Source organism: Bradyrhizobium sp. Ses1 (genome assembly GCF_059512365.1).
Map to the genome: position 1 here is coordinate 1 of NZ_JCAMOQ010000054.1, position 25,559 is coordinate 25,559.

At 65.2% G+C, this 25,559-nt stretch carries 27 protein-coding genes; 14 read left to right on the forward strand and 13 right to left on the reverse strand.

Features of this window, described 5'->3' with window-relative positions; translation table 11 throughout:
* Positions 1 to 73: 73 nt before the first annotated feature.
* Positions 74 to 376, reverse strand: a complete 303-nt coding sequence (locus AC5ZG5_RS37725) for a hypothetical protein (protein ID WP_456645879.1) — start codon at positions 374 to 376, stop codon at positions 74 to 76.
* Positions 377 to 534: 158 nt separating this feature from the next.
* On the opposite strand from AC5ZG5_RS37725, the gene AC5ZG5_RS37730 reads away from it, so the two are divergent.
* Together AC5ZG5_RS37730 and AC5ZG5_RS37735 are read left to right on the forward strand one after the other, a co-directional pair.
* Positions 535 to 780, forward strand: coding sequence for a hypothetical protein (locus AC5ZG5_RS37730; RefSeq protein WP_456645880.1), 246 nt, complete (start codon positions 535 to 537; stop codon positions 778 to 780).
* A gap of 30 nt (positions 781 to 810) precedes the next feature.
* Positions 811 to 1,152 (forward strand): DUF1236 domain-containing protein, encoded by a 342-nt coding sequence (locus AC5ZG5_RS37735; protein WP_028166957.1) that lies wholly within the window; start codon positions 811 to 813, stop codon positions 1,150 to 1,152.
* A 261-nt stretch (positions 1,153 to 1,413) separates the two neighbouring features.
* Here AC5ZG5_RS37735 and groL read toward each other — a convergent pair whose 3' ends face one another.
* On the reverse strand, positions 1,414 to 3,051 hold the full coding sequence (groL, locus tag AC5ZG5_RS37740) for a chaperonin GroEL (RefSeq protein ID WP_028166956.1): 1,638 nt from the start codon (positions 3,049 to 3,051) through the stop codon (positions 1,414 to 1,416).
* A gap of 158 nt (positions 3,052 to 3,209) precedes the next feature.
* Positions 3,210 to 3,506: a co-chaperone GroES gene (locus tag AC5ZG5_RS37745; RefSeq protein ID WP_027580177.1), complete on the reverse strand. Its 297-nt coding sequence runs from the start codon at positions 3,504 to 3,506 to the stop codon at positions 3,210 to 3,212.
* 345 nt (positions 3,507 to 3,851) lie between these two features.
* Here AC5ZG5_RS37745 and AC5ZG5_RS37750 point away from each other — a divergent pair, with 345 nt between their 5' ends.
* The gene (locus AC5ZG5_RS37750; protein WP_130228010.1) at positions 3,852 to 4,364 is read left to right on the forward strand and encodes a hypothetical protein; all 513 of its coding nucleotides are present in this window, start codon (positions 3,852 to 3,854) and stop codon (positions 4,362 to 4,364) included.
* A gap of 283 nt (positions 4,365 to 4,647) precedes the next feature.
* On the opposite strand, the gene AC5ZG5_RS37755 is transcribed toward AC5ZG5_RS37750, so the two are convergent.
* Positions 4,648 to 5,436 (reverse strand): protein phosphatase CheZ, encoded by a 789-nt coding sequence (locus AC5ZG5_RS37755; RefSeq protein WP_028166954.1) that lies wholly within the window; start codon positions 5,434 to 5,436, stop codon positions 4,648 to 4,650.
* A 304-nt stretch (positions 5,437 to 5,740) separates the two neighbouring features.
* Here AC5ZG5_RS37755 and AC5ZG5_RS37760 point away from each other — a divergent pair, with 304 nt between their 5' ends.
* Complete coding sequence (locus AC5ZG5_RS37760; RefSeq protein ID WP_456645881.1) at positions 5,741 to 6,532, forward strand: L,D-transpeptidase; 792 nt, start codon at positions 5,741 to 5,743, stop codon at positions 6,530 to 6,532.
* A 179-nt stretch (positions 6,533 to 6,711) separates the two neighbouring features.
* Here the strand turns inward: AC5ZG5_RS37760 and AC5ZG5_RS37765 are convergent, their stop codons facing one another.
* The 6 genes from AC5ZG5_RS37765 to AC5ZG5_RS37790 all read right to left on the reverse strand — a co-directional run bounded on the left by AC5ZG5_RS37765 (position 6,712) and on the right by AC5ZG5_RS37790 (position 12,760).
* Positions 6,712 to 7,539, reverse strand: coding sequence for a DUF2076 domain-containing protein (locus AC5ZG5_RS37765; RefSeq protein ID WP_456645882.1), 828 nt, complete (start codon positions 7,537 to 7,539; stop codon positions 6,712 to 6,714).
* 170 nt (positions 7,540 to 7,709) lie between these two features.
* Entirely contained in the window at positions 7,710 to 8,555 is an 846-nt protein-coding gene (locus tag AC5ZG5_RS37770) for a ChbG/HpnK family deacetylase (protein WP_456645883.1), read from the reverse strand.
* Positions 8,552 to 9,598, reverse strand: a complete 1,047-nt coding sequence (locus AC5ZG5_RS37775; RefSeq protein ID WP_456645884.1) for a glycosyltransferase family 2 protein — start codon at positions 9,596 to 9,598, stop codon at positions 8,552 to 8,554. Before AC5ZG5_RS37775 ends, AC5ZG5_RS37770 begins: the two co-directional genes overlap by 4 nt.
* A 75-nt stretch (positions 9,599 to 9,673) precedes the next feature.
* On the reverse strand, positions 9,674 to 10,651 hold the full coding sequence (gene hisG, locus AC5ZG5_RS37780; protein ID WP_456645885.1) for an ATP phosphoribosyltransferase: 978 nt from the start codon (positions 10,649 to 10,651) through the stop codon (positions 9,674 to 9,676).
* On the reverse strand, positions 10,648 to 11,811 hold the full coding sequence (locus AC5ZG5_RS37785; RefSeq protein WP_456645886.1) for an ATP phosphoribosyltransferase regulatory subunit: 1,164 nt from the start codon (positions 11,809 to 11,811) through the stop codon (positions 10,648 to 10,650). Before AC5ZG5_RS37785 ends, hisG begins: the two co-directional genes overlap by 4 nt.
* Positions 11,812 to 11,995: 184 nt before the next feature.
* The gene (locus AC5ZG5_RS37790) at positions 11,996 to 12,760 is read right to left on the reverse strand and encodes a 16S rRNA (uracil(1498)-N(3))-methyltransferase (RefSeq protein WP_456645887.1); all 765 of its coding nucleotides are present in this window, start codon (positions 12,758 to 12,760) and stop codon (positions 11,996 to 11,998) included.
* Between the two features lie 199 nt (positions 12,761 to 12,959).
* Between AC5ZG5_RS37790 and AC5ZG5_RS37795 the strand changes: the two genes are divergently transcribed.
* Positions 12,960 to 13,640 carry a hypothetical protein gene (locus tag AC5ZG5_RS37795; protein ID WP_165435384.1) on the forward strand — a complete coding sequence of 227 codons (681 nt, stop codon included), beginning with the start codon at positions 12,960 to 12,962 and terminating at the stop codon, positions 13,638 to 13,640.
* Entirely contained in the window at positions 13,637 to 14,563 is a 927-nt protein-coding gene (gene ubiA / locus AC5ZG5_RS37800; protein ID WP_456645888.1) for a 4-hydroxybenzoate octaprenyltransferase, read from the forward strand. The genes AC5ZG5_RS37795 and ubiA overlap by 4 nt, the downstream gene beginning before the upstream one ends.
* Before the next feature lie 134 nt (positions 14,564 to 14,697).
* On the opposite strand, the gene AC5ZG5_RS37805 is transcribed toward ubiA, so the two are convergent.
* Positions 14,698 to 15,222: a DUF6101 family protein gene (locus AC5ZG5_RS37805; protein ID WP_456645889.1), complete on the reverse strand. Its 525-nt coding sequence runs from the start codon at positions 15,220 to 15,222 to the stop codon at positions 14,698 to 14,700.
* A 249-nt stretch (positions 15,223 to 15,471) separates the two neighbouring features.
* Here AC5ZG5_RS37805 and AC5ZG5_RS37810 point away from each other — a divergent pair, with 249 nt between their 5' ends.
* Genes AC5ZG5_RS37810 through lpxK form a run of 6 tightly spaced genes read left to right on the forward strand, consistent with a single transcriptional unit; the run spans position 15,472 to position 20,980 of the window.
* Complete coding sequence (locus tag AC5ZG5_RS37810) at positions 15,472 to 16,857, forward strand: TldD/PmbA family protein (protein WP_456645890.1); 1,386 nt, start codon at positions 15,472 to 15,474, stop codon at positions 16,855 to 16,857.
* Positions 16,844 to 17,653 carry a 3'(2'),5'-bisphosphate nucleotidase CysQ gene (locus tag AC5ZG5_RS37815; RefSeq protein ID WP_456645891.1) on the forward strand — a complete coding sequence of 270 codons (810 nt, stop codon included), beginning with the start codon at positions 16,844 to 16,846 and terminating at the stop codon, positions 17,651 to 17,653. Before AC5ZG5_RS37810 ends, AC5ZG5_RS37815 begins: the two co-directional genes overlap by 14 nt.
* Positions 17,654 to 17,706: 53 nt before the next feature.
* On the forward strand, positions 17,707 to 17,958 hold the full coding sequence (locus tag AC5ZG5_RS37820) for a DUF4170 domain-containing protein (protein ID WP_028166941.1): 252 nt from the start codon (positions 17,707 to 17,709) through the stop codon (positions 17,956 to 17,958).
* Complete coding sequence (locus tag AC5ZG5_RS37825) at positions 17,955 to 18,668, forward strand: lysophospholipid acyltransferase family protein (RefSeq protein WP_028166940.1); 714 nt, start codon at positions 17,955 to 17,957, stop codon at positions 18,666 to 18,668. Before AC5ZG5_RS37820 ends, AC5ZG5_RS37825 begins: the two co-directional genes overlap by 4 nt.
* Complete coding sequence (locus AC5ZG5_RS37830; RefSeq protein WP_456645892.1) at positions 18,631 to 19,965, forward strand: 3-deoxy-D-manno-octulosonic acid transferase; 1,335 nt, start codon at positions 18,631 to 18,633, stop codon at positions 19,963 to 19,965. Before AC5ZG5_RS37825 ends, AC5ZG5_RS37830 begins: the two co-directional genes overlap by 38 nt.
* On the forward strand, positions 19,958 to 20,980 hold the full coding sequence (lpxK, locus tag AC5ZG5_RS37835) for a tetraacyldisaccharide 4'-kinase (protein WP_456645893.1): 1,023 nt from the start codon (positions 19,958 to 19,960) through the stop codon (positions 20,978 to 20,980). Before AC5ZG5_RS37830 ends, lpxK begins: the two co-directional genes overlap by 8 nt.
* 117 nt (positions 20,981 to 21,097) lie before the next feature.
* Here lpxK and AC5ZG5_RS37840 read toward each other — a convergent pair whose 3' ends face one another.
* Positions 21,098 to 21,322: a DUF2093 domain-containing protein gene (locus AC5ZG5_RS37840; protein WP_456645894.1), complete on the reverse strand. Its 225-nt coding sequence runs from the start codon at positions 21,320 to 21,322 to the stop codon at positions 21,098 to 21,100.
* A 186-nt stretch (positions 21,323 to 21,508) separates the two neighbouring features.
* On the opposite strand from AC5ZG5_RS37840, the gene AC5ZG5_RS37845 reads away from it, so the two are divergent.
* On the forward strand, positions 21,509 to 22,345 hold the full coding sequence (locus AC5ZG5_RS37845; protein ID WP_456645916.1) for a dienelactone hydrolase family protein: 837 nt from the start codon (positions 21,509 to 21,511) through the stop codon (positions 22,343 to 22,345).
* A 120-nt stretch (positions 22,346 to 22,465) separates the two neighbouring features.
* Here AC5ZG5_RS37845 and xseA read toward each other — a convergent pair whose 3' ends face one another.
* Positions 22,466 to 24,082 (reverse strand): exodeoxyribonuclease VII large subunit, encoded by a 1,617-nt coding sequence (gene xseA / locus AC5ZG5_RS37850; RefSeq protein ID WP_456645895.1) that lies wholly within the window; start codon positions 24,080 to 24,082, stop codon positions 22,466 to 22,468.
* A gap of 168 nt (positions 24,083 to 24,250) precedes the next feature.
* On the opposite strand from xseA, the gene purD reads away from it, so the two are divergent.
* Positions 24,251 to 25,531, forward strand: coding sequence for a phosphoribosylamine--glycine ligase (gene purD, locus AC5ZG5_RS37855; RefSeq protein ID WP_456645896.1), 1,281 nt, complete (start codon positions 24,251 to 24,253; stop codon positions 25,529 to 25,531).
* Positions 25,532 to 25,559 lie beyond the last annotated feature (28 nt).

Here is a 25,559-nt window from a genome sequence, read left to right on the forward strand (position 1 = left end):
CCAAGGCTTCCTCCTAAAAGAAAGCCTTGAATCACGTTCCGTCTGATTTGAGAATCCCAAGAGTCCACACAGCCTAACCGGACAAGGGGTGAGCCGCCACGGCTCCCGCGTTTGCTCGCTTCCGCTTCAGGCGGCGCACGACCGGAATTCCGCCCGGGGTCAACTGCTGCGACGGCACCATGCGACGCCGACGCCACGCGTCCGTTTCGTTCTTCAGCTTGGCTGCCCAATCGGCTTCGCCGCCGATACCCTTGTCAGCCACATCCGAGCCAGCCATGCATTCTCCAACAATCATGTAAAATAACAGCCACGACGCTGCTCGCGCGATGACAGGCTTGGCCGCCGCGCTCGTGCGTTCTGCAACGATCAGGTTCATTGAATTCTCGAGCCCGGGCTGCAGTTCCCTCGGCAACGCCGATCGCAGCCTCGCGCTTGTGCGGGTCGAAGAATGCTGCATCGTGTTCTTACGTCCCGCCGAAGGGAACGGAATCTCCACTGCAATGGTTAGGGTGAACAGCAGTCCGGGCGTTCATCATGGCCATTGATGATCGCAACCCCGACATTTGGTGGTGGATTCGTCGCGCCGCTGAAATAGTGGGAAAAATCGGAAAAATCGCCGCGGCGTCCTCCGGCAAGAGCAGATGCGGTGATTGCAAAAATCAACAATTTTCGTTGCTGATCGTCCGATCAGTCGGATGCTCCTTGGCAATCGATATCGGGATAAAATGGAAATTCGCTCGGCGCGCCCCGGAACTTGTGCGAGTCCATGAAGTTCTTTGAGCGCCGCATGTCGCGGCGAGGAGAATCCAGATGAGGAAGATGCTTTTGCTTTCCGCGGCTATCGCTCTGATGTCGAGCGGTGCGCTCGCGCAGAGCACCGTGACGACTACGACCGGGGCCGGACGTGCAACGGTTCAGATCGAGCCAGAGTACCGCACCAGAATCAAGACCTACGTCACCGAGCACAAGGTTCGTCCCGTGACGACAAAGGAAAAGATCGTCGTCGGCGGAACGGTGCCGAGTGATGTCGAGCTCGCGGCGGTGCCGTCCGATTGGGGACCATCGCTCACGAAGTATCGCTATGTGTATTCCGGGGACCGCGTGATGCTGGTGGATCCCGGCACGCGCACCGTCGTTCAGGAAATTGACTGATGCAGGATAGAGGCTGCCGTTATGGCGGCCTCTGTCTCTTCCAATGGAGGGAAATTTGGAATCTCATCGCGAGGCCAGGATCGTGGGCGTGAGCCTGGCCATGGTCTACGTCGCCTGCCTGGTATTCGCCGCCATCAGCCTGGCCTGACGGGAAGTACTCGGCGGCTATTCGGTTCTGATGCAATCAGAACCGAATATGCTCTAATCCGGATACGAAAAGGCCGCCCAAAGGCGGCCTTTTGATTTGATTGTTAGAGGGGCTCAGAAGCCCATGCCGCCCATACCGCCGCCTCCGGGCGGCATCGCAGGCGCCGGCTCCTTCGGCAGTTCGGCGACCATGGCTTCCGTCGTCACCAGGAGGCCGGCGACCGAGGAGGCGTCCTGCAGCGCGGTGCGCACAACCTTGGCGGGGTCGATGATGCCTTCTTCGACCATGTCGACATATTCCTCGGTCTGGGCGTCGAAGCCGAAGGTCTCCGACTTGTTCTCGAGGATTTTGCCGACCACGATCGAGCCTTCGACGCCGGCGTTTTCCGAGATCTGGCGCACAGGGGCTTCGAGGGCCTTCAGCACGATGTTGATGCCGGCCTGGACGTCGGAATTGTCGTTGGAGAGACGGCCGACCGCCTTCTTGGCGCGCAGCAGCGCCACGCCGCCGCCGGGCACGATGCCTTCCTGCACCGCGGCGCGGGTTGCGTTCAGCGCGTCCTCGACACGGTCCTTCTTCTCCTTGACCTCGACCTCAGTTGCGCCGCCGACGCGGATCACCGCGACGCCGCCGGCCAGCTTGGCCAGCCGCTCCTGCAGCTTCTCGCGGTCGTAGTCGGAGGTGGTCTCCTCGATCTGCGCCTTGATCTGGCCGACGCGTGCCTCGATGTCGGCCTTCTTGCCGGCGCCGTTGACGATCGTGGTGTTCTCCTTGTCGATCACGACCTTGCGGGCGCGGCCGAGCATCTTGATCGTGACGTTCTCGAGCTTGATGCCGAGCTCTTCGGAGATCAACTGGCCGCCGGTCAGGACCGCGATGTCCTCCAGCATCGCCTTCCGGCGGTCGCCGAAGCCCGGCGCCTTGACGGCGGCGACCTTCAACCCGCCGCGCAGGCGGTTGACCACCAGTGTCGCCAGCGCCTCGCCCTCGACGTCCTCGGCGATGATCAAGAGCGGACGGCCGGACTGCACGACAGCTTCCAGCACCGGCAGCATCGCCTGCAGACCGGAGAGCTTCTTCTCGTGCAGGAGGATGTAGGCGTCCTCGAGCTCGGCGGTCATCTTCTCGGCATTGGTGATGAAATAGGGCGAGAGATAGCCGCGGTCGAACTTCATGCCTTCGACGATGTCGACCTCGGTCTCCAGCGACTTGTTCTCCTCGACCGTGATCACGCCCTCATTGCCGACCTTCTGCATGGCCTGGGCGATCATCTTGCCGATCGCGGTGTCGCCATTGGCCGAGATGGTGCCGACCTGGGCGACCTCGGAAGAGGCGGCCACTGGCTTGGCGCGCTTCTCGAGGTCCTTGACCACGGCGGCGACGGCAAGGTCGATGCCGCGCTTCAGGTCCATCGGGTTCATGCCCGCAGCAACCGCCTTGCCGCCCTCTCGCACGATCGCCTGCGCCAGCACGGTCGCGGTGGTGGTGCCGTCACCCGCGGTGTCGTTGGTCTTGGAGGCGACTTCGCGCAGCATCTGCGCGCCCATGTTCTCGAACTTGTCCTCGAGCTCGATCTCCTTGGCGACGGTGACGCCGTCCTTGGTGATGCGAGGGGCACCGAAGCTCTTTTCGATGACGACGTTGCGGCCCTTCGGGCCGAGCGTGACCTTTACCGCATTGGCAAGGACATCGACGCCGCGCAGCATTCGCTCGCGGGCTTCTCCGGCAAATTTAACGTCTTTGGCAGCCATATCTTGCTCCTGGAATGATTGAGGGCACTGGGCCGCACACCCTTGTCGTCATTGCCGGGCTTGACCCGGCAAATCCATCGCTCTTGAAGATCGATGGATGCCCGGGTCAGGCCCGGGCATGACATGTGTGGATGTTGCGGCCGCTCCGCTAAGTTGCGTTAGACCAGCACGCCCATGATGTCGGACTCCTTCATGATCAGGAGTTCCTCGCCGTCGAGCTTGACCTCGGTGCCTGACCATTTGCCGAACAGCACGCGATCGCCGACCTTGACGTCGATCGGGATCAGCTTGCCGGTCTCGTCGCGGCCGCCTGGCCCGACGGCGGTGACTTCGCCCTGAGAGGGCTTTTCCTTGGCGGTGTCGGGGATGATGATGCCGCCCTTGGACTTCTCTTCGGCTTCGATGCGCTTGACCACGACGCGGTCATGCAGCGGGCGGAATTTGGATTTAGCCATGACGTTTCCTCTTGGAGGCTCGGTTTCAGGTCTCGTTCATCGAGGCCGGGGTTGAATGCCGGCCGGTCGATGGCTCGCGGGCAGGATATCCAGCGCATTAGCAATCGTCGCGCCAGAGTGCTAATTGTGGGGCGGGGAATATGGCTTGGCGCCTTTCCTGTCAAGCAAAGTGGTTAAGGCCTTGGTGAGGCCAATATAGGATGCTGCAACCAAATCAAATCAGAGCCCAGGTTGGAGTTCTCACGTCATCGTTTCGACGTCATTGCTCTGCCTTACGTTTTAAGCTTGGCTGCAGGACGGGTGCGGCCCAAAGGTGCGACCCAAGGATATTTCGGGGGAATACGGATGATCGGATCAGGTGACGCGCGCGCGGTTGCGAAATTTGCGACCGTCTCGGCGCTGACGCTTCTGTTGGGCGCGTGCAGCAGCGTCAACCTGCCGTCGCTGTCATCCAACCCGGGGCCTGGGCCCGAGGAGGCCGCGCCGGAAATGCCCGCCACCATTCGTTCCGACGAGATCGTCGGCCGCTGGGGCTTGGCCTCCTACCAAAATCCGGCGGACCGCGCCCGCACCGAGAAGATGGCGCGCGACCAGTGCAAGCAGCCTTACGTGATCGGCGCCGGCCAGTCCGGCGGCGTGATCATGCATCTCGCAGACCAGGCCACCCCCCAGGAGCTGCGTCTGAAGGGCTCTCCGAGCGGCAAGAACTATATCGGCCCGCCCGGGCCGTCCGGCGGCGAGCAGGACCGCGAGATCGTCTCCTTCGACGGCCGCGTCATGGTCACCCGCTTCGTCGACAAGGACGCCGCCGTCCGCTACGGCAACATGGTCTACGTCCGCTGCGCGCCACGGGCGTGAAGTGCCAATTGCTGTGCCCTCTCCCCTTACAAGGAGGGCTATATGCGGCGGTGCCGGTTGATGTGCCCTCGCCGCTTGGGAGAGGGCAGCTCCGCTGCCAGAACTGGACTCATTTGGGTGAGGGGTTCTCTCCGCGAACGCTATCGCTCGCGGAGACAACCCCTCATCCGGCGCTTCGCGCCACCTTCTCCCACAAGGGAGAAGGGAAGAGGGGGCGCCGCCGCGCATAAAAAAACGCCGGCGTCGCGCCGGCGTTTTGCGTTGTTCCCTGCGACCTGCCTGCTCAGTCGAACATCGCGTCGATATCGTCCTGCGAGGCGTGGCCCACGTCGCCGTCGAGCTTCGGGCCGTTGAGCAGGCGGGCGTCGCCCTCGCGGGTGTCGACGATCGGCGGCGCGTGCGCCTTGATGGCGTCGACACCGCCCCAGATATCCATCATCGCATTGATGTGCTGCTCGATGAACTTCATCGTGTTCATCACCTTGTTGATGCGCTGGCCGGTGAGGTCCTGGAAATTGCAGGCCTCGAAGATTGTCACCACACGTTCCTGGATATCCTCGGCAAGCAGCTTCTGCTGTTCGGGCGAGGCGACCTTGGTCAGCGCGGTGGCGGCCTGGTCGATCGCCTCAGTCGCCTCGAGGATCTGCTGGGTCGCCTCCTCGGTGCCGCCGACGACGGCCCCGAGCTCGCCGTTCACCTTGGCCATCTCCGGGCCATCGAAGCCCCTGCCGTGCAGCGCCGCGATCTCGCGCTTGGTGCGGTTGATGGCATCGTGGATCAGGTCGAGCTCGACCTTCAGCTTCTCGCATTGCTCGATCTGTGCCCGATAGGTGTCGAGCAGCGCATGCGCTTCGGCGACCTCGCGCGCCACCGCCGCCTCGGTGGCTTCGGCTGCGACCGGACGCTGGGCGTGGACGCCGAGCGCCATCTGCGCGCGGATGGATCGAAGCTCCGCCATGATCTCCCGATGCATTGGACCGATTTCACCGCCTTCCACCGTAACCGGTGCCGGCATCGGCATGTCGCCCATAATGGCTTGTTCAACACGAAAACGCTTGCGACTAACTGACATGAGACTGTTCCCGCCCCCTTCACTCCCAGTGTTCTACGCAGAAGCGATTTAATAGGGAGTTCACACGGGAATGTTTTGCAACGGCGTTTCGCGTCGCGCCGCATACCGGGGATTAACCATGACGCCTACGAATTTAAGCAAAATAAACGCTAATTTTGAAATCCGCCGCCGATTGCCGACGTGGTGAATCCAAACGCTGGTTACGTTTACCAAACCGATGCGGTTTTGATTTTGATTGGTCGCATGCCACGGCGCCTCACGCCGAGTGCTGCTGACGATTGACGAAACAGTACAGAGTACGTCGATGAAGAAAACATTCTTTGCGCTTGTTGCCGGCGCGTCCTTCCTGCCTGCCGCTCCGCACCAGGCGTTTGCGATCGATGGCGCGCCGCTCGCCGGGCCGACCGTGATCTATTCCTACCAGGCGCCGCCTCAGCCGGTGCGCAGGGCCTCCAGCCTCGGCGGCGGCTTTATCGAATTCCTGTTCGGCGACGGTCCCGACCAGGGCTACCCGCAATCCTACGAGCAGCAGCCGATCTATCAGCAGCAGCCGGGTTATTATGGTGGCCGGCGCACGATGCTGCCGCCGATGGATCCGCAGCAGCCGATGATGCGCGAGGAGCAGGCGGCCGATCCCGCGCAGCGGCCGTTCGATCCGAGATATGAGAAGCAGCTTGTCGACTATGACGGCAAGGAAGCTCCGGGCACGATCGTCGTCGATACCCCGAACAAGTTCCTTTATCTCGTGCAGGCTGACGGCAAGGCACTGCGCTACGGCATCGGCGTCGGCCGCCCCGGCTTCACCTGGTCGGGCGTTAAGACGATCTCCGCCAAGCGCGAATGGCCGGACTGGACGCCGCCGCCGGAAATGCTGGCGCGCCGTCCCGATCTGCCGCGGCATATGGTGGGCGGACCGGAAAATCCGCTCGGCGCGCGTGCGATGTATCTCGGCTCCTCGCTCTATCGCATCCACGGCTCGAACGAGCCCTGGACCATCGGCACCAACGTGTCCTCCGGCTGCATCCGCATGCGCAACGAGGACGTCATCGACCTCTATGGTCGCGTCAACGTCGGCACCAGGGTGATCGTGATCTAGCGATGCTGTCGTCCCGGGCAAGCGAAGCGCAGACCCGGGACCCATAATCACAGGCGTTTGTGGTGTGCCCCGCTGCAACAGCTTGCTCGCGTCACAATAGCTTCCTGTGGTTGGGGGACGACGAAAGAGAAACGGCCGCTCACTCGAGCGGCCGTTCTGCTTTGGAATTTGCGTGCGGCTTACGCGTAGTCGCTGCCACCGTCGTCGCCGCCGTCATCGAACCCATCGTCGTCATCGTCGGGACCATAGCCATCGTCGTCATTGTTGTTGTCGTTGTTGTTCGACGCCTGATCGTACAGGCCGGAGCGCGAGTCGTTGTCGCGCCCGCCAGAGCCGATGTCGTTGACGCCGGCATCGCGCGCAAGATTGCCGCCCGACTGGTCATTGCCCCACGGCTTGTTGTCGCCGAGACTGGCGGAGTCCCCGAACGCCTGGTGACCGCCGCCACCGCCCATCAGCCCGCGGATGCTGTTCATCAAGAGCGAGCCACCGACGACGCCGGCGGCGGCCGCCGCAGCGGTGCCGAGGAACGAGCCGCCGCCACCGCCGAACGGAGCCGCCTGTGGCGCGCCATAGGGCTGGGGCTGCTGGCCGTAAGGCGGCTGGCCATACGGTCCAGGACCCTGCGCCTGCTGCAGTGCCTGGCCGGTATTCCAGGCAGGGCGGCTGCCACCCTCCGGCGGGCGCACCGGCGGAACCGAGCCGCGCGGCTGATTCTGGTTCTGGCCGAAGATCGCATCGCGCATCGAATCGAGGAAGCCGCCGCCTTGGCCCTGCTGCTGCGGTCCACCGCCGAGTTCTGCTTCCAATTGCTGGATATGGTCGTTGGCGCGCTTCAGCGCCTCGTCCTGCACCAGCGTGGTCTGCACCAGCGCATAGACGGCGTTGGGCGCCTTGCGCAGCCCTTCCGAGATGGCGGCCAGCGCCTCCGGATCACGCGGGGCGCTCTCCAGCTTGGCGAGCCGGTCGAAGAGATCGTCGATCAATTGGCGTTCTTGCGGGGTCATGGCCTTCTCCATCGCGTCGATTGCGTCGAAGCGCGGAACATGTAAGGCCGCCTTTGTGGCGCAAGGAGTGGGGCCGCGAATTAAATTTGCGTATGCGACAAAACGACCGGCGGATTTCTCTTTGCGCACGATCTTTTCGGAAAACCGGTACCCACTTTTCCGGATCATGCTCAGGCGAGCGTAACATTGTTCGCCGCCAGCAATTGCGGGAAGTGCTCGCTGCCGAGGTAGGCATGCTCATTTTCGCGCTGGGTCGTCAGCGGATCGAGCTCCCTCAGCGTCTCGTCGACGAAGCCGGGATGGCACATCACGAGCCCGCCGTCGGGCAGTCCCTCGAGAAACTGTCGCATCAGGGGACCGAAATCGGGCGATCTCGAAAAATCATAGGCGCCGGCAAAAGCGGGGTTGAAGGCAATGCCGGCGCGTCGTGCACGCTTCCTGAACTGCGCGCTCAGCGTGTCCAGCACCAGTGCTTTCGGCGACCGCAAGCGTTGCGATAACGGCTGGCTGCGTCCGCCCTGGCGCACCCAGGCTTCGGGCGCGGCGTCCTTCACGGCGCGCAAGAAGGCGTCCCGCACCTGCGGAAACAATTGCACATGCTGATGGCCGTCAACAAAGTCAGGCGCGCGGCCGAACATGTCCTTGAACGTCGCGAGCTGCTCGACGAGCTCGGCATGGATCATCTCGCGATCGAGCCGCCGGAGCAGGCCGGCGCGCAACATTTTCGGGAAGGGCAGGAACAGCCCGCCATTGACGGGTCGGAAATGCATGGTCAGCGGACGGAACGGCGCGCTCAGCGTCGCGTGCAGCCCGACCGCGCAGCGCGGGCTTTCGGCGGCAACGCGCTTTAGGGCCGCCACTTCGTCGCGGCCGATTGCCGCGCCCACCACCATCACCGAGGTCGCGTTGAGACGGCCGCGCGCGATGAGATCGCGAATGGCGCGGTTGACGCTCTCGCTCAATCCGTAATCGTCGGCGCAGAGCCAGATCCGGCGCGGCTGCGCGGCATCGTTCATTCGGCCGCGGTCCGTTCGCTGCCCGCGGCGGCCGCATCGGGGCCGGCGCGCTTCTCGCTATGCTCGGCGACGAAATAGATCGGCCGCGCCTTCAGCTCGGACAGGATCTTGCCGATATATTCGCCGACGATGCCGATCATGATGAGCTGCACGCCGCCGATCGTCATCAACCCGATCACCAGCGAGGGATAGCCGGGCACCTGCTTGCCGGTCGTGAAGACCTCCCACAGGATCGAAAGCCCGAACAGGAACGCCGCGGTCGCCAGCAGCACGCCGAGCAGGCTCGCGAAGCGCAGCGGCGCTACCGAAAACGATGTCACTCCTTCGATGGACAGACCGATCAGCCGCGTCGCGCTGAAGGTGGTGACGCCATGCGCGCGCGGCGCCGGCTCGTAGTCGACCCTGATCTGGCGGAAGCCGATCCAGCTCGCCAGCCCCTTGAAGAAGCGGTTGCGCTCGGGCAATTGCCGCAGCGCCGCCACCGCGCGCGGCGACAAGAGGCGGAAGTCGCCGGCATCTTCGGGGATCTTCTGCCGCGCGCCCCAGTTGATCAGCGCATAGAAGCCGTGCACCGCGAGCCTGCGCAGGAACGGCTCGTTGTCGCGATGCGCTTTCGCGGTATAGACGACATCGTAGCCGTCATCGATCCAGTGTGAGACCAGTTTCTCGACCAGGCTGGGCGGGTGCTGGCCGTCGCCATCCATGAACAGCACGGCGCCGCGCCGGGCATGGTCGAGGCCAGCCATCAGCGCAGCCTCTTTGCCGAAATTGCGCGACAGCGACACCACCTGGACATCCAGCGTGTCGGGGATAAGCGAACGCGCGATCGCAAGGGTGTTGTCCTTGCTGCCGTCGTCGACATAGACGACCTCGCAAGCGAGCCCGTAGCGATCCCTCAAAGTCCGCGCCAGCCCGATCAACCGCTCGTGCAGCAGCGCCAGCCCCGCAGCCTCGTTGTAAACGGGAACGACGACCGACAACCCCTGCGCCGCGGCATTCGTCGCGGTGGTGGTCAGGCCGGAAACGTCAGAGCCCAGCGTCATCGATCAGGTTCCAGGGTTCTCAAAGATATATGATACCGCCTGCCGGCTGTCGCCACGATGAACGGACCGGACGCCTCATTGCCGCAGGAAGGCCTCGAGCCTGGCGAACAGCGGATTCTCGCGGTCGAAGACGTAGTCGAGCGAGACCACCGACACTGTATCGGCGCCATGCTCGCGCAGGAAGCTGCCGAGCGCATAGAGCTGCGTCGGTGGGCAGTGCAGCGTCAGCATGCCGGATGAGGTCGGCCCGCCGAACGGGGTGACCACGCCGAAGCGGTTGTGGGCTTCCGCGAGCAATGCTGCATCGCATCCTTTGAAACGGGTGCGGACCTCGCGATATTTGTTGGCCCGGGCGCGCGCGGCGATGTGATCCAGGATGACGCGGGCGGCCTCGCGGGCCTCGGTCGACCAGTCGGCGTCTTTCGAGGCGACGAGGTTGGCCTGGCTGCGCAGGATCACGCCGTCGTCGAGCACCTTCAACCCGTTGGCAGCGAGCGTCGCGCCGGTCGTGGTGATGTCAACGATCAGCTCCGCCGTGCCGACGGCGGGCGCACCTTCGGTCGCGCCGGCGCTCTCGACAATGCGGTAGTCGAGGATGCCGCGGGAGGCGAAGAAGGTTCGCGTCAGGTTGATGTACTTGGTCGCGATCCGCATCCGCCGGTGATGCTGCTCGCGGAAGCCGGTGGTGACGTCGTCCAGATCGGCCATGGTCCGGACATCGATCCAGGCCTGCGGCACCGCGACCACCACATTGGCGTAGCCGAAACCCAATCCGTCGATCAGGTGCACCCGCTTGTCGGCATCGGCGATGCTCTCGCGCACGAGGTCCTCGCCGGTGACGCCAAGATGCACCATGCCTCGCGCGAGCTGGGAGGCGATCTCGCTGGCCGAGAGATAGGCGATCTCGACATTGTCGAGCCCTGCGATGGTGCCGCGATAATCGCGTGCGCCGCCGGGCTTCGACAGCGTCAATCCGGCGCGGGCGAAAAATGCCTCGGCATTTTCCTGCAGACGTCCTTTAGACGGGACGGCGAGAACGAAGGGTGCGCTCATGCCTTGCCTCCGCCGCGAGGCTTGCCATGCTGCGTCAGCGCCTCGATCCAGACCGAGAAGCCGACCGCCGGGATCGGCTCAGCCGAGCCGAGCTGCGTCATCAATCCATCATAGCGGCCGCCGGCGACCAGCGGCTCGGTGCCGTTGCCCCTGGCGTGCAATTCGAACTCGAAGCCGGTGTAGTAATCGAGCCCGCGCCCGAACGAGGTCGAGAAGCGCGTCTTGCTGGTATCGATGCCGCGCGCGGCCATGAAGCCGACGCGGCGTTCGAGCTCGTCGATCGCGCCGGAGAGGTCGAGCCTCGCGTCTTCAGCCAATGCGCGCAGTTGCGCGATGGCCTCGTCCGGCTCGCCCGCAATCGATAGGAAGCGCTTGATGGTGGCGATCGCATCGCGCGGCAATGCGCCTGCTTTCAGCGTCGACTGTTCGAGGAAGCGGTCAGCGATCTCGGCGACGGTGCGGCCGCCGACATTGGTGGTGCCGGCGATCGACATCAGGTCGGTGACGAGCGCCAGCGCCGCCTTGCGGTCGGAGCCGGCAAGGGCGGCCAGCACGCCCTGATATTCGTTGCCGCCGGGGCCGCCGGTCAGCGTCAGCCGTTCGATGTCCTCGGTGAGGTTGACCTTGCGGTTGAAATCCTTGATCAGGCGGCGGCGCCACACGGGATAGAGTCCAAGCGTCTCGATGAGCGCATTGAACAGGGCGACGTCGCCGGTGCGGATCTCGACGTCGGTCAGTCCGAACGCCGCCGTCGCCTCCAGCGCCAGCGCCAGCATTTCGGCATCCGCCGCGGCGCGGTCCTGCCGGCCGAATGATTCGATGCCGGCCTGCAGGAACTCGCTGGGCTGGCCGCCGCGATAGCGGAACACCGGGCCGAGATAGCTGAAACCGGCCGGCTTTCCGGCCTCCGGCGAGGCGAGGTAGTCACGCGCCACCGGGATCGTCAGGTCCGGGCGCAGGCACAGGTCCTCGCCGCTGGCGTCGGTGGTGAGGTAAAGGCTCTTGCGGATCCCCTCGCCCGAGAGGTCGAGGAACGGCTCGGCCGGTTGCAGGATTGTCGGCTCGGACCTGATGTAACCGGCCTGCGCAAATGACAGCAGCAGTGCATCCGCCCATGCGGCGGAGGAGGCGGCACCGCGTGTGGTGGCGGTTACGGTCATCTCGACGTCCAAATCGCCCGAAAATGGGTTCCCGGAGTGGCTTTAAGGGTTCGCGGCGAGCCCTTAGCACGGCAAAAGTGTCGTTTCGACAACCATCGGCCAAATCGCTTAATGAGCGCGTAGCCCGGGTGGAGCGAATGCGCAACCCGGGACATCTGCCTCGGCGTTTGCCATTGATCCCGGGTTACGCTGGCGCTCCACCCGTGCTAGGGCGCCAGTCCCCGAGCGCCGCCTGCACCAAGACCAGCGCCGCGACCCCTGCGGTGTCCGCGCGCAGGATCCGCGGCCCCAGCGACAGCCGGAGGGTCTTGGGCTGGCGCAGTAGCAGCGTGCGCTCCTCTTCGGCGAACCCGCCCTCCGGGCCGATCAAGACGTCGATGCCGTCAGTGGCGGCCCCCTGTTGCAGGGCATACAGGGGATCGCCCAGATCGGCGGCTTCGTCGCAGAATACCAGGAGCCGGTCGCCCACGCGCTCGGTCAGGAAGCGCTCGAGCGGGACGGGATCGGCGACCTCGGCGAGGGCGGTGATCCCGCATTGCTCGGCCGCCTCGACCACATTGGCCCGCATCCGCTCGCCGTTCACCCGCGAAACCTGTGTGAAGCGGGTCAGGACCGGCTGCAGGCGCGAGGCGCCCATTTCGACCGCCTTCTGCACCATGTAATCGAGCCGGGCGTGCTTTAAGGGCGCGAAGACATAGGCGATGTCGGGCAGGCGATCCTGCGGCCGGGTCTGGCGATGGACCGTCAGCGTGTCCGCCCGCTTGCGGCCACTGAGCTCGGCCTGCCATTCGCCGTCGCGGCCATTGAACACCAGGATGGCGTCGCCGGCCTTCAACCGTAATACGTTACCGAGATAGTTGCTCTGGTCGCGGTCCAGCGCGACAATTTCGCCCGCTTGCAGGGGCGCATCGACGAACAGGCGAGGGGCGCGAAAGTCGTAGTCCGGCATGTGTTAATGTTCCGTCGTCACGCAACTCGGCCGCGCTTTTAGCCTAAAGCGCTAGAATCTGTAGCTTATTTTTGATCGATGGCGCGGCGTGACGCCGCGCTGTTGCCCCAATCCACGGGTTGTTAAGGAACGGCTGGAATCGTAAAAAGCCGCATGGAAATTGTGCTTCGTTTGGAAGCCGGCTGCCGGAGAAATATCCTTGATGACCCGCCTGATGGTGTCGCTGACGGTCGCCGCCGTGGTGCTCCACGCCGGCCAGGTTTTTGCGCAGGGCGCGTTTCCCGCGCCGCTGCCCGGTCAGCAGGCCGCAGCGCCTGCCAACGCCTCGCCCTTCCCGCCGGTGAACGGCGGGGTACCTTCCGCGTCGATCGGGGCGCCTTCGGCGTTCCCGAGCCAGGGGGCGGCGCCGATCGGGGGCGGTGGTGCCGGGTTTGCACCGCCACCCTCCCAGTCCGCGGGCGCGGGCCCGTCGGACGCCTGCATGAAGGGCTTCGTCCCCTTGCGCGAGGAGACCGAGCGGCGCGGCAAGCTGATCAAGGCCGCCGGTGAAAAGAAGGCCGGTCCGGACGAGGCCTGCAAGCTGATCGGCAATTACAGCCAGGCCGAGCTGAAGATGATGAAATACGTCAAGGACAACTCGGCGAAGTGCGGAATCCCGCCGCAGATCCTCGAGCAGCTCCAGAACGGCCACAAGAACACCGAGGCGATGCAGAAGAAGGTCTGCGCGGTGGCGCAGCAGATGGCGACGCAACAGGCGCGCGGTCCGGCTGGCCCGACATTGAGCGAAGTGCTGGGCTCGGCCTCCGCGCCCGAAGCAGTGCCGACGCGCAAGGGCGGCAGCACCTTTGACACGCTGAACGGCAACGTGCTGTCGCGATGAGCGACGTCACCGCCCGCGTTGCCGATGCGACCGGCAACTGGGTCGACAGCCACGCGCCGCTCTGGTCGCGGCCCTACTTGCGTCTCTCCCGCTTCGACCGGCCAATCGGCTCGTGGCTTCTGTTGATGCCGTGCTGGTGGTCGGCGGCGCTCGCCGCCGGCATCGCCCATGACCGTCAGCAGCTCCCGCTTGCCATCGTTCTGTTCTTCATCGGCGCCTTCGTGATGCGCGGCGCGGGCTGCACCTGGAACGACATCACCGATCGCAATCTCGATGCGAAAGTGGAGCGGACGCGGTCGCGGCCGATTCCGGCGGGGCAGGTGAGCGTGACGCAGGCGCTGATCTTCCTGGTCGGCCAGGCGCTGATCGGCCTTATCGTGCTGCTGCAGTTCAATCGTTTTGCGGTCGCGACCGGCATCGCCTCGCTCGTCATCGTCGCAATCTATCCCTTCATGAAGCGCATCACGTGGTGGCCGCAGGTGGTGCTGGGACTCGCCTTCTCCTGGGGCGCTCTGATGGGGTTTGCCGTCATCCTCGAGCGCATCGATCTGACAGCGCTTGCGCTCTATGCCGGCTCGATCTCCTGGGTGATCGGCTACGACACCATCTACGCGCATCAGGACGCCGAGGACGACGCGCTGATCGGCATCAAGTCGACCGCACGCCTGTTCGGCGCGGCCACGCACAAGGCGCTCGTGGTGTTCTATTCGCTCGCGGTGGTCCTGATCGGCATAGCGCTCGTGCTGGCCGGCGCGCACTGGTTCGCGTGGATCGGCCTCGCCGCCTTCGCGTTGCATCTGGCGATCCAGATCAGACGGCTCGACATCAGCGATCCCGCCTTGTGCCTGCGCGTCTTCAAGTCCAACCGCGACGCCGGCCTCATCCTGTTCGCCGGATTGCTCGCTGACGCCGTGATGCGCTGACGCTTCCCCGGTCATTCCGGGGCGCGCCCCTTGGCGCGAGCCCGGAATCCATCGGGCCGCATGTACTGGTGGTGAAATGGCTTCCGGGCTCACCGCTTCGCGGCGCCCCGGAATGACGGTGTGTGTTGTGGCGCTCAATCCCGCGCGATGATCTCGCGTTCGCCGCGATGGACATTCCCCGCATCGAGCGGGCGGCCACGGCGGCGGCGTACCAGGAAGCGCGGGCGGCGCGTGTGGATGACGTTGCGGCGCCTGCGCCGGGCTGCAGGCTCGCGCGGCGCTTGCTCGCTGAGTTGCGGCAGGCGGAGCACGTCGCTCCACATCTGCCAGGCGCTTTCGATCTCGTCGCGATCGGAACTGACGCCAAGCGGGATTGCGAGCGACGGATCGCGGTGGACGAGCGTCAGCATCTGCTCGTCGCCCAAATCGCGCAACGCGACGCCGATGAAGTCGCAGACGCGAACATTGATCGCCATCCGCATGCCCTTGACGGCACGGCGCAGCACGACGCGTTCGTGGTGAAGTTCAACCTGCCGCATGCCACCATCCGCGCGGATATCCTGCGCATGGAAGCTGAGCGGAAGAGAAAGCGGGTCGAGCCGTTGCACACGGCCCGACCCGGCGGGGTTGAGCCCGCCTGTTGCTGTTTGACGCCTCACGGCTTTATCTCCCCGCCGGGATTATGTTCCCGGTCGATGCGCGAGACCTTAGCGCAGCCATTTCCCGATCAGCTTAAGAAGGCTGGTTAAAGAGACGTCAAAGGCGCGCATGCTTGACAAGACCTTGCCGCGCTCGAGCAATTCTTCTTCATCGCGCGGCAAAACGCTTGAAATCGCTGCAAATCCGGCCCACTTGGTGGGTTTGGCGCGCCGCGCTGCGTTGAGCCCTTCAATGTCAGGAATCTGTTCGTGAACCCTTCACCCTCGCTTGCCGAAAAGTCCGCGACCGACCTGTTCGACCAGTCGGTTTTGAGTGAACTGGCGCAGCGTCTTGTCGAGGCCGCCAAGCGCGCCGGCGCGGATGCGGCGGATGCGATCGCGGTGCGCGGCGTTTCGCAAGGCGTTGAGGTGCGCGACGGGCGCGTCGAGGAGTCCGAGCGCTCCGAAGGCGACGATGTCGGCCTGCGCGTGCTGGTCGGTCAGCGCCAGGCGGTGGTCTCCACCAATGATGTCACTGGCGACGGGATCGCCAAGCTTGCCGAGCGCGCGGTCGCGATGGCGCGCGTTGCGCCCGATGACAAATATGTCGGGCTTGCGGATCCTGCGCTGCTGGCGCGCGACTTCCCCGCTCTCGACCTGCTCGACCGCAACGTGCCCTCGACCGCGGAACTCGAACGCCGCGCCACCGAGGCGGAAGCGGCGGCGCTCGCGGTGAATGGCGTGACCAAATCCGGCGGCGCGTCGGCTTCCTCCGGCATCGGCGGCATGGTGCTGGTGACCTCGACCGGTTTCCATGGTTCCTACCTGCGCTCGAGCCACGGCATCTCGATGACCGCGATCTCGGGCGAGGGCACCGGCATGGAGCGCGACTATGATTTCACGAGCGCGTTGCATGCATCCGATCTTGCTTCGCCTGCAAGTGTCGGCCGCAAGGCGGGCGAGCGCGCGGTGGCGCGCACCGATCCGCGCAAGGTCGAGACCTGCAAGGTGCCCGTCGTCTACGATCCACGCGTTGCGAACTCGATCGTCGGCCATCTCGTCGGCGCCATCAACGGTGCATCGATCGCGCGCAAGACCAGTTTCCTGAAGGATCGTCTCGGCCAGCAATTGTTCGCGAGCAATATCCGCATCATCGACGATCCTTTGCGGGTGCGCGGCCTGCGCTCGCAGACCTTCGATGCCGAAGGCGTCAAGGTGAAGAAGACCGCCCTGATCGATGACGGCGTTCTGACCACCTGGCTGCTCGATTGCGCCACCGCGCGCGAGCTCGGCATGGTGACGACGGGACACGCGCATCGCGGCGTCTCCTCGGTGCCGTCGCCGGGGGCCTATAATCTGCATCTCGAGCCCGGCTCGGCGACGCCGAAGGAATTGATCGCCGATATCAAGCAGGGCTTTTACGTCACCGACCTGATCGGTTCGGGCGTCAACGGCGTGACCGGCGACTACAGCCGCGGCGCCTCGGGCTTCTGGATCGAGAACGGCGAGATCACCTATGCCGTGAGCGAAGTGACCATCGCAGGCCATCTGCTGGCGATGTTCAAATCGCTGGTCGCCGCGAACGATCTGGAATTCCGCTACAGCGTGAACGCGCCGACCCTGCGCATCGAGGGACTGACGCTTGGCGGACGCTGATACGGACGACGGGATCCTGGCGCGCGACGCCGCGCTGCTGGCGGAGGCGGTGCGGGAAGCAGGGGCGCTGGCGCTCTCGCTATTTCGCACCGAATTGAAGAACTGGATCAAGGGCGCCTCATCGCCGGTGTCGGAGGCCGATATTGCGGTCAATGACCTGCTGGAGCAGCGCCTGCGCTCGGCAACGCCCGATTATGGCTGGCTATCGGAGGAGAGCGCCGATGACCAGGCACGGCTTGGCAAGCGAATGGTGTGGATCGTCGATCCCATCGACGGCACCCGTTCCTATCTGGCCGGGCGCGAGGACTGGTGCGTCAGCGTGGCGCTGGTTGAAAATGCCGCGCCCGTACTGGCGGCGGTATTCGCACCCGCCAGCAAGGAGTTCTTTTTCGCCGCGCGCGGGCAGGGCGCCACGCGCAATGGCATCGCGGTGCGCGCGACCGCGGGCACCGATCTCGATTTCTCTCGCATGGCCGGCCCGAAGCCGCTCCTGCAGCGATTGAGCCCTTCGACGCAGGAGATCACACTGCATCCGCGAATCGGTTCGCTGGCGCTCCGGCTATGCCGGGTCGCGCATGGTGAGCTCGATGCGGCCTTCGCAGGCGGCAATAGTCACGATTGGGATCTTGCGGCGGCGAATTTGATCGTGCAGGAAGCGGATGGTAAGATGACGGCACTCTCGGGGGATGCGATTGAGTATAATCGCCGGGAGCTGGCGCATGGGGTGCTGGTGGCAGCGGGACATGATCGTCATGCACGTATTGTCGAGCATTTTCGCAACCGCCCGTTGCACTGACCGCCGCGCGCCGCAGGACTTGCCTGCCGGGCATCTCATCAGGAAAAACGATTATGTCAGATAGTGCCCAGCCGCAGCAATTGTTGCATCTCGTCATCGGTGGCGAGCTGATCGACCTCCAGCACAACACCTTCAAGGATCTCGATAAGGTCGAGATCGTCGGCGTATATCCGAACTACGCCAGCGCCCACGTGGCCTGGAAGGCGAAGGCGCAGCAGACCGTGGACAACGCCCACATGCGCTATTTCATCGTCCACCTCCATCGGCTGCTCGATCCGGGTCAAGACACAAAGCCCTCCCTTTGAAACGACTGATTCGCGATTTCCTGCGCAGCGGCCTCGTGCAGCGTGCGCTGGGCCTGCTTGCGGCCGAATATCTGCGGCTGGTCTGGCTGACCAACAGGTTCAGCCTTGAGCCGCCTGACGTCTACGAGCAGGTGGAACCGCAGATGCCCTGCATCTTCGTATTCTGGCACGGCCAGCACCTGATGACCCCCTTCATCCGGATCAGGGGAAACCATCGCGCCAAGGTCCTGATCTCCCGGCACCGGGACGGCGAGTTCAACGCGATCGCGGCCGAGCGGCTCGGCGTCGGCACCATCAGGGGGTCGGGGGACCATTCCGGCGGCTTCCATCGCAAAGGGGGCGTCGGCGCTTTCAGGGAGATGCTGCAGGCGCTGGAGGACAAGTGGAACGTCGCGACCACCGCCGACGTGCCCAAGCGCGCCCGGGTCGCCGGCCTCGGCATCATCATGCTGGCCCGCGAGTCGGGCCGGCCGATCATGCCCTTTGCCATGGTGACCAGCCGGTTCATCCGGTTGAAAAACTGGGATTCCACCACCATCAATTTGCCATTCGGAAGGGGCGCATTGGTGGGCATCGATTCCGTGGAGGTGCCGCCCGACGCCGACGCAGAGACCATGGAAACGCTGCGGCTCAGGGTGGAGGCCTTGCTGAACGAAGCGACCCGAAAGGCCTATGCGGTCGTCGGGCGTCCGGAGGGAGCGCTTGGCTAACTCGCTGCCGATGACGTTGCGGGTCTACCAAAGACTGTCGTCCGCGATGGTGCCGCTCGCGCCTGCGCTGATCCGGCGGCGGCTGAAGCTCGGCAAGGAGGATCCAGCCCGCGTCGGCGAACGGCGCGGCGTCAGCGCCGATGTGCGACCGCACGGGCCGCTGGTGTGGATCCATGGCGCCAGCGTCGGCGAGGTGCTGGCGGCGGCGGCGCTGATCGAGAAGCTGCGCGAGCTCAATTTGCGCATCCTGCTCACCTCCGGCACCGTCACCTCGGCGGCGATCGTTGCCAAGCGCTTTCCGCCCGACGTCATCCATCAATATGTGCCCTATGATTCCCCGCGCTTTGTCGCGCGCTTCCTCGATCACTGGCGGCCGTCGCTGGCACTGTTCATCGAGTCGGATCTCTGGCCGAACCTGATTCTTTCGAGCTCCGCGCGCCGCTTGCCGATGGTGCTGATCAACGGACGAATGTCGCAGCGCTCGTTTCCGCGCTGGCAGCGGATGTCGCACACGATCTCGGCCCTGCTCGATCGCTTCGATATCTGCCTGGCCCAGTCGGGAATGGACGCCGAGCGCTTTGCGGCGCTCGGCAGTCGCAACGTCGTCATCACCGGCAACCTCAAGCTCGACGTCGCGGCGCCGCCGGCCGATCCTGCGAAGCTGGAGCGGCTGATGGCGGTGACGCGCGGCCGCCCGATTGTGGTCGCAGCCTCCACCCATCCCGGCGAGGAAGAGCAGCTCGTGGAAGCGCATCGCGCGCTTGCGGGATTCTTTCCCTCGCTGCTCACGGTGATCGTGCCGAGGCACCCGGATCGCGGCGAGGCGGTCGCGCGCGTCGTCGATGGCGCCGGCCTGCACAGCGCGCTGCGGTCGCGCGAGGAGCTGCCGATTGCGACCACCGACGTCTATGTCGCCGACACCATGGGCGAGCTCGGCCTGTTCTATCGATTGGCGCCGATCGTGTTCATGGGCGGTTCGCTGGTTCCGCACGGCGGCCAGAACCCGATCGAGGCCGTGAAGCTTGGCGCAGCGATCGTGCACGGCCCGCACGTCTTCAATTTCACCGACGTCTATGAGGCGCTCGACCGTGCCGGCGGTGCGCGGCGTGCCGAGACGCAGGAAGCGCTGGTGAAGCAGCTCGGCCAGTTGCTGGACGATGCCAAGGCGCGCGAAGCCTCGCTGGGGGCGGCCGAACTTGTGGTGCGGCAGCTCGGCGGCGCGCTGGAGCGAACACTTGGGGCGCTCGAACCGTATCTCTTGCAGTTGCGGATCGAGATGGGAGCCGCCAATGCGTGAGCCGGCCTTCTGGCACGGTCCGGCATCCCTAAAATCGCATCTGTTGCAACCGCTCGCCACGCTCTATGGCGCCATCGCCGCCAGACGTATGCAGCGCAAGGGGATCGACGCCGGCATTCCCGTGCTCTGCGTCGGCAATTATCACACGGGCGGCGCCGGCAAGACGCCGACCGTGCTGGCGCTGGCAAAGCTGCTGCGCGAACTCGGGGAAGTGCCTGTTGTGCTCAGCCGCGGCTATGGTGGCCAGTTGCGCGGGCCGGTGCAGGTCGATCCTGCCAAACATTCCGCCGCCGATGTCGGCGATGAACCGCTGATGCTGGCCGAGCGGCTGCCGGTCGTGGTCGCGCGCGACCGTGCCGAAGGCGTCGCGCTGGTGAAGTCGCTGGGAGCGACCGTACTGGTGATGGATGACGGCTTCCAGAATCCGGCGGTCGCGAAGGATGCCTCGATCATCGTGATCGACAGCCACCGCGGCCTCGGCAATGGAAAGGTGTTTCCGGCCGGCCCGTTGCGCGCGCCGCTGTCGCCGCAGGTTGCGCGTACCGACGCGCTCGTTGTGGTCGGCGGCGGCCCTGCCGCGAAGATGCTGGCGACCGAACTCACGGTGCGCGGAAAGCCTGTGCTGGCGGCGCGGCTGCGGCCGGACGATGCATCGCTTGCGTCGCTCCAGGGCCGGCGCGTGCTCGCCTTTGCCGGCATTGGCGATCCCGCGCGCTTCTTCAACACCCTCCGCAACAGCGGCGTCGACGTCATCAAAGAGAGTGCGTTCCCCGATCACCACGTGTTCTCGAAGGCTGACATCGATAGCCTGGTGTCGCAGGCGAGAGGCGACGGGCTGACATTGGTGACCACGGAAAAGGATCTGGCGCGGCTCAAGCAGCGCGGAGAGCTGCCTGTCTGGGCGCAGGCGGTGGTGCGGTTCGCGGTGACGCTGGAGTTCGAGGATGCAGCATCGCTGCGAAAGTTCGTCTCAGACAGCCTGTCCAAGGCGCGCGAAAACAGGCTCCGTATCTAACTTCGTAGCCCGGGTGGAGCGCAGCGCAACCCGGGACCGCTGCATCCACATCGAGAGCAGACCCCGGGTTACGCGGGCGCTCCACCCGGGGCTACGGCAGTGCCATCTATGGCAGCGCTATCCCTGCTTCAGTGCAGCGGGAAAATGCCGCTGCAGCACCGCGCTCGGGGTGGCATAGGCCTCCTGCAGATCGACGCTCCAGTACTTCAGCTCGTCGAGCGGAATCCGTACGTCCGTGAGGGCGCAGCGCACATAGGTTCCGGGCGAGACCACGCGGAAATCGCCATCCAGATATTGCACCTGTGCTTCGCCATGACCCGAGGGACCAAACTTGTTCAGCACTATGAAACTCTCCGCCCGGCCCTAACACGAGGCCTCGTTGGGGTTGCGATTTTTACCTACCATAAATAGGCTGTAATGTCCGCAGGTTAAACCACCGACTTGTGATGAATTGCGGCCATGCTGCATGATAGTTTGGCAGCCGTGGTCCGCTCGGTCAGCAGCGCCACCATGATCCGGCCAATTGAGATGCGGTTTTTAGCCATTTTCCTGACGTTCGTTGCTGTGGCTTCCGCCGCGACGGCCGCGCCGCTGCCTGCGCCGCATCAGGTCGATATTCCCGCCACCAATCTCACGTTGCACGCGCAGCTCTACAAACCCGACGGCGATGGCCCGTTTCCGACCGTGATTGCGCTGCATGGCTGCGGCGGTCTCGCCGGGCGTTCGGAGCCGGTCTTGCCGCGCTACCGCGACTGGGCGGAACAATTGCTCAAGGCTGGCCACGCCGTGCTGTTGCCCGACAGCTACGGCTCGCGCGAGGTCGGCCCGCAATGCCGCGTCAAGGACCGGGAACGGCATGTGCTGGCGCGCCGCGAGCGGGTCGCCGATATCATGGCGGCGCGGCAATGGCTGATGCAGCAGCCTTGGGTGGCGCATGAGCGCATCAGCCTGATCGGCTGGGCCAATGGCGCCAGTGCGCTGTTGTGGGCCGTGCGGCCGCAACTTCCCTCGCGCAGCACCGAGCCGGATTTCCGCTCGGCGATTGCGTTCTATCCGGATTGCCGGCTGTCCTCCAAGCTCGGCTGGAGCACGCGGGTGCCGACCTTGGTCATGATCGGCGCCAATGATGATGTCAGTTCGCCGCCGGCCTGCCACCAGATGGTCGACGGCGCGCGAGGCCGCAGCGCGCTGGCTCGGATCATCACCTATCCCGGCGCCTATCACGACTTCGATCTCGCCAACCTGCCGCTGCGGGCGATTGCCGGAACAGCCGATGCCGCAATGCCCGAGGTCGGCCACATCGGCACCGATGCGGAGGCGCGCACCGACGCGCAGAAGCAAGTCGCCGCCTGGCTCTCGCGTTAGTGCCAGGTGAGGGCTCTCTTTCCCCACTGCCGTAGCCCGGGTGAAGCGCCCGCGTAACCCGGGGCCGCTCGCAACGCGGACACAGGTGTCCCGGGTTACGCGTTCCACCCGGGCTACAGGCTAGAACAGGCTGCCCTGGTCGACCGGCTTTACGAGCCGCTTCGGCGCGGGTTTCGACTCGCGCGTGACCGGCTTCGGCTCAGGCGTCGGTGCCGCGATGGCCGGGCGATCGCCATCGGCGGTAGCAGCCACGCGGCCGTCGGCGAATTCGATCGACAGAAGTGCATTCGGCGCGACGCTGGCCGCGGCATGTACCGGATGTCCCGCGTCGTCGCGCACCAGGGCAAAGCCGCGCGCCAGCACGCTGCGATAGGAGAGCGCCGCCAGCAATTTTCCGCTCTGGCCGACGCGTGCATCTAACCGCTGCAGCAATGTGACCATGGCGCGCTGCGCGCGCTCGGCGAGCCGATGGGTGCGTTCGCGCTGCCGTGCGATCGCGTTCCGCTGCGCCTGTGCATTGGCGAGCTTGGACGCCTTGAAGCGAACCTCCAGCCCCGTAAAGCGCTCGCGCCGGCTGCGCAGCAGTGAGCGTGCCGAGAGCGCGATGCGCTCGCCCGAGACGGTCAGGCGCTGCCTGGCATGCGAAATCTGCCCGTGCAGCACGCGCAGCGTCAGCCGGCCGCTGGTGGAGGCGAAGCGGCGGAAATGTGCGTGCGTGTTTGCCTTCAATCCGCGCGGCAATGCTGCGCCCAGATGGTCGAGCCGCTGCCGCGGGATCGCCAACAGCTCGCTCGGCGCCGGCAGCGCGCGCGCCGCAGCCCGCAGTTCGTTGCGGCGGGCCTCCTGGCCGCGCTGCCAGCACACGGAGACACGCCGGGCCAGTGCAGCGACTTCGGTGAGCAGTTCGCTGCGCACCGGCACCGCCATCTCGGCGGCCGCCGTCGGCGTCGGCGCCCGCTTGTCGGCGGCGAAATCGATCAGCGTGATGTCGGTCTCATGGCCCACGGCCGAGATCAGCGGGATCATGCTGTCGGCGGCGGCGCGAACCACGATCTCCTCATTGAAGGACCAGAGGTCTTCGAGCGAACCGCCGCCGCGCGCGACGATCAAAAGATCGGGTCGCGGAATCCTTCCGCCTTCGGGGAGTGCGTTGAAGCCGCGGATCGCGGCGGCGACCTGCTCGGCGGAGCCGTCGCCCTGCACCTTTACCGGCCACACCAGCACGCGGCGCGGAAAGCGGTCTTCCAGGCGATGCAGGATATCGCGGATCACCGCGCCGGTCGGCGAGGTGACGACGCCGATCACTTCCGGCAGCCAGGGCAGGAGCTGCTTGCGCGCCTCGTCGAACAGGCCCTCGGCGGCGAGCTTCTTCTTGCGCTCCTCCATCAGCGCCATCAGCGCGCCGATGCCGGCGGGCTCCAACGCCTCGATCACGATCTGGTATTTGGAGGAATTCGGATAGGTCGTGAGCTTGCCGGTCGCGATGACCTCGAGCCCCTCCTGGGGCTTGAAGCGCATGCGGGCGTGGGCGAACTTCCAGATCACCGCCTCGATCTTGGCGTTCTCGTCCTTCAGCGCGAAATAGCAATGGCCGGAGGAATGCGGGCCCCGGAAGCCCGTGATCTCGCCGCGGACCCGGACATGGCCGAACCGGTCCTCCACCGTTCGCTTCAGCGCGGAGGACAGTTCCGAGACGGTGAATTCGGGCGCGTTGAGCAGATTCGGTGCGGCGGTCATCACTTGTTAGAATCGGGCTTTTTAGGCGCGGGCGCAAGGTCCTGGGATGCCAACCAGCCCGTCAGGCCACATATCCACATCAGAGCGGAGCCATTCCTTGCGGCGGCGTGATGCCGTGCTAAACCGTCGCGCTACGGCGCGGCAACCCTTAATTCTGACTGCAATCGCATGAACATTCTCCTGATCGGTTCCGGCGGCCGCGAACATGCGCTGGCGTGGAAGATCGCCGCCTCTCCATTGGTGACAAAGCTGTGGTGCGCCCCGGGCAACGCCGGGATCGCGCGCGAGGCTGAATGCGTGGCGCTCGATGTCGCCGATCATTCCGCCGTGATTGAGTTCTGCAGGCGCAACGCCGTCGATCTCGTCGTGGTCGGTCCGGAGATCCCGCTCGCCGCGGGGATCGTGGATGATCTCGCTGCCGCCGGCATCAAGGCGTTCGGCCCGAGCAGGCTCGCGGCGCAGCTTGAGGGGTCCAAGGGGTTCACCAAGGACCTCTGCAGCGAGTTCAACATTCCAACCGGCGCCTACCGCCGCTTTGATAATGCCGATGATGCGCTGGCCTATGTGCGGGCGCAGGGCGCGCCGATCGTGGTCAAGGCCGACGGACTCGCGGCGGGCAAGGGCGTCGTGGTCGCCAAAACGCTGGACGAGGCGGAAGCGGCGATCGCGATGATGTTCGAGGGCGGATTCGGCTCGGCTGGCGCTGAGGTCGTGATCGAGGAGTTCCTGTCCGGCCGCGAGATCAGCTTCTTCGCGCTGTGCGACGGCGAGACCGCAATCCCGCTTGCCTCCGCGCAGGACCACAAGCGCGTGTTCGATCACGATGAGGGGCCGAACACCGGCGGCATGGGCGCCTATTCGCCGACGCCGTTCGTGACGCCTGAGATCCACGACCAGATCATGGCGCGGATCATCCTGCCGACCGTTGCCGGCATGAAGCAGCGCGGCACGCCGTTCCGCGGCGTGCTCTATGCCGGCGTGATGCTGACGGAGCAGGGCCCGAAACTGTTCGAATACAACGTCCGCTTCGGCGATCCCGAATGCCAGGTGCTGATGCTGCGGATGATGTCCGACATCGTGCCGGCCTTCCTCGCTGCCTGTGACGGGCAGCTCAAGAATTTTGATCTGCGCTGGTTCCCCGAGCCGGCGCTGACGGTGGTGATGGCGGCGAAGGGCTATCCCGGCGATTACAAGAAGGGCACGCGCATCGAAGGGCTCGACGAGGCCGCTCAGATCGAGGGCGTCGAGATCTTCCATGCCGGCACGGTCGAGAAGGATGGCGCCATCCTCGCCAATGGCGGCCGCGTGCTCAACATCTGCGCGTCGGGCAACACCGTCACTGAGGCCAAGCGGCGCGCCTACGCCGCGATTGACCGCATCCACTGGCCGGACGGCTTTTGCCGCCGCGATATCGCCTGGCAGGCGGTGGAGGCCGAGAAGGGCGTCTGACGAACTCGTCATATGCGGGCTTGACCCG